Below are 2,872 nucleotides of genomic sequence, written 5' to 3'. Positions count from 1 at the left end.
GTACGGCTGCTGGCCGTCGAAGCCGTTGAGGGCGATCACGAACGGCAGTCCCGAGTTCTCGAAGTAGTCGACCGCGGGGAAGCAGTCGGCGAGACGCCGGGTGTCCACCAGCACGATCGCGCCGATGGCGCCGCGCACCAGGTCGTCCCACATGAACCAGAAGCGGTCCTGACCGGGCGTACCGAACAGGTACAGGATCAGGTCCTGGTCCAGGGTGATACGTCCGAAGTCCATGGCGACCGTCGTGGTCGTCTTGTCCCCGGTGTGGGTGAGGTCGTCGATGCCTGCCGAAGCGGACGTCATGACGGCCTCCGTGCGCAGCGGGTTGATCTCCGAAACGGCCCCGACGAACGTGGTCTTGCCCACGCCGAAGCCACCCGCCACCACGATCTTGGCCGAGGTGGTGGCGCGGCTTTCGGAGACCGCCCCGCCGCTAGAGCTTGCGAAGTCCACTGAGCACCCTTTCGAGCAGTGTCACGTCCGGGGCGCCGGTCGTCTCGTCGCCGCCCGGCTGGTGTACGGCGACGAGTCCCGCCTCCGCCAGGTCGGCCACCAGGATCCGGGCAACACCCAGGGGCATGTTGAGGAGCGCCGACACCTCGGCGACCGACTTCACCTCACGGCACAGATGGCAGATGCGCTGGTGCTCCGGAAGGAGTCCCATGAGCGCGGCCGGGTCGGCCGTCGTACTGATCAGTGCCTCGATGGCCAGTTGGTAACGCGGCCTGGTCCGGCCACCGGTCATCGCGTAGGGACGGACCAGTGGCTGGTCGCCCTCGTCCTCGTACGGCTCCGCGTACGGATCATGAGAGGCGGTGGGCGGGGTCATGGATCCTCCGGGCGGGACAGCAAGTCGGTCAGTCAAGCCGTCTGACGGGGCCGGTGGGGGGAATGTGGCGGCCGGACGGTGATTTGGTGTGACGGGTGGTGCCGGGGCCGATCAGTGGAGCAGACTTCCCTGTAGCTCGGCGCGCAGGTCCGGGGTGAGGACCGCCCCCGCGCGGTCGACCAGGAGCGCCATCTCGTAGCCGACGAGGCCGATGTCGCAGTCGGGGTGCGCGAGCACGGCCAGGGAGGAGCCGTCGGAGACGGACATGAGGAAAAGGAATCCTCGTTCCATCTCGACGACCGTCTGGGCGACGCTGCCGCCTTCGAAGATCCTGGAGGCGCCGGCCGTCAGGGAGGTCAGTCCCGAAGCGACGGCCGCGAGCTGGTCCGCGCGGTCGCGCGGGAAGCCCTCCGAGAGCGCCAGAAGGAGACCGTCGGCGGACACGACGACGGTGTGGGACACCCCTGGGGTGTTGTCCACGAAGTTGGTGATCAACCAGTTGAGGTTCTGTGCCGCCTGGCTCATCGGGCTCAACTAACGCTCCTGCTGGTGAGTGGGGTGCGGGAAGCTGCCGGTCTGGTTGGACCCGGCCTGACGACCCTGTGCGATACCCCGACGGAGATTGGTCAGCCGGCCGCGCACGTCATCGGGGGCGCGCGAGACCTGAGGACCGCTCTGGTGCGATTGCTGCTGAGCCGTGCCCGGGACGAGGTTCGCCTTGGGCACCCGGCGCGGCAGGCCGGAGGTGGTGACGCCGCCCGCGGCCGGCTGCCGGACGCGTTCGGCCTGTCGGACCAGCTCGTCGTTGGGCGAGCTGCGCCAGGCAGCGGAGGCAGTCCGCTGCGGGCCGGTGGCCCCCTGCGGCTGCTGCGGTTGCTGGGGCTGGGACTGCTGTTGCGGCTGCTGGGATGCCGGAGCCTGGCCGTTGCCCTGCTCCTGCGCGCCGCCGGCCCCGTGGAACCAGTTGGTCTCGAGGGTGTCGTACAGCGGTGTACGGCCGTCGCCCGGACCGGTCGCCGGCGGGAGCGCCCAGGCGTCGGACGCTCCGCGCCCGTCGTCGGGCCGCTGCTGCGGCGGGGCCGACGGAACCGGTGGGACCGGCTGCCGCGGCGCGACGGAACCGGCGCCGTGCGTGCCGTTGGTCTGCGGACGCTCGAACTGGCCGGTGGAGCCGTTGTCCTGGCGGGGGGCCGGGTACTGGCCGGTGGAGCCGTCGTCGTACCCCTGCGGTGCGGGGAACTGGCCCGTCGCTGACGGGTTCTGTCCGCCCTGCGGAGTCCCGAAGATGTCACCGCGGACGAACTGGCCCGTGTTCTGGGCGTCGTTCGTGGCGGGCTGGGAGTACTGCCCGTTGTTCTGCCCGTTGTTCGTGCCGGGCTGGGAGTACTGCCCGTGGTTGCCCGGCTGGGCGTACTGGCCCGTGTTCCGGGCGTCGTCCGCGCCGGGCCGGCCGTACTGGCCGGTGTTCTGCGGGGCGTTGGAACCGTAGGCCGGCGCGCCGTTGTTCTGGCGCTCGTCGAACCGGGGCATCTCCGACGTCGCGCCGGGACCCTGCCGGTCGTCGTACCGGGGCATCTCCGACGTCGCGCCGGGACCCTGCCGGTCGTCGTACCGCGGCATGGCCGAGGTACGGGAGACATCCGGCTCCTCGTGCCCGCGCGGGGCGTCCAGCGAGGCACGCGACACCGGCGGCTGGGCGTTCTCGTCGCTCCAGCTGGGCACCCGCGGCTGCTGCTGGTCACCGCCGGGCAACTCGGCGCGCGCACCACCGCCGCGGGGCGGAAGCTGCGGGCGACGGCCGCGCTCGGCGTTGCCGCGCTGCTGCGGAACCTGGCCCCGGCCGCCACCGAAGGCGTCCTGGCCGTCCTGCTTACCGTTCGGCCCCGGGGTCTGCATCCCCTGCTGCGGGGCGCCGGACCCCCCGAAGCCGGCTCCCGCGCCGGCGGGCGCGGGGCGGCCCTGCGGAGGGCCGGAGGGCGCACCATGGTCGAACAGCGAAGGGTCGCGCGAGGCCGAGTGGATGTCCGTCCGCTCTTCTGGCCG

The 2,872-nt window shown here is 71.7% G+C and carries 3 protein-coding genes and 1 pseudogene; all 4 read right to left on the bottom strand.

The window, feature by feature from the left end:
* Positions 1–453: ATP/GTP-binding protein (locus B9S61_RS25820; protein ID WP_103544387.1), on the bottom strand; the 453-nt coding region annotated here is incomplete at its 3' end.
* Complete coding sequence (locus B9S61_RS25815; RefSeq protein ID WP_004924977.1) at positions 434–829, bottom strand: DUF742 domain-containing protein; 396 nt, start codon at positions 827–829, stop codon at positions 434–436. The genes B9S61_RS25820 and B9S61_RS25815, both read right to left, overlap by 20 nt.
* A 111-nt stretch (positions 830–940) precedes the next feature.
* Positions 941–1,354, bottom strand: coding sequence for a roadblock/LC7 domain-containing protein (locus tag B9S61_RS25810; protein WP_103544386.1), 414 nt, complete (start codon positions 1,352–1,354; stop codon positions 941–943).
* Positions 1,355–1,363: 9 nt separating this feature from the next.
* Positions 1,364–2,872: pseudogene (locus tag B9S61_RS25805) on the bottom strand (hypothetical protein); the annotation flags it as partial.

The sequence above is a fragment of the Streptomyces sp. SM1 genome, assembly GCF_002910825.1.
Taxonomy (GTDB): Bacteria; Actinomycetota; Actinomycetes; order Streptomycetales; family Streptomycetaceae; genus Streptomyces; species Streptomyces okerensis.
Note: the sequence above shows the minus strand (reverse complement) of the source record. Positions and strands in the feature narration are given on the sequence as shown.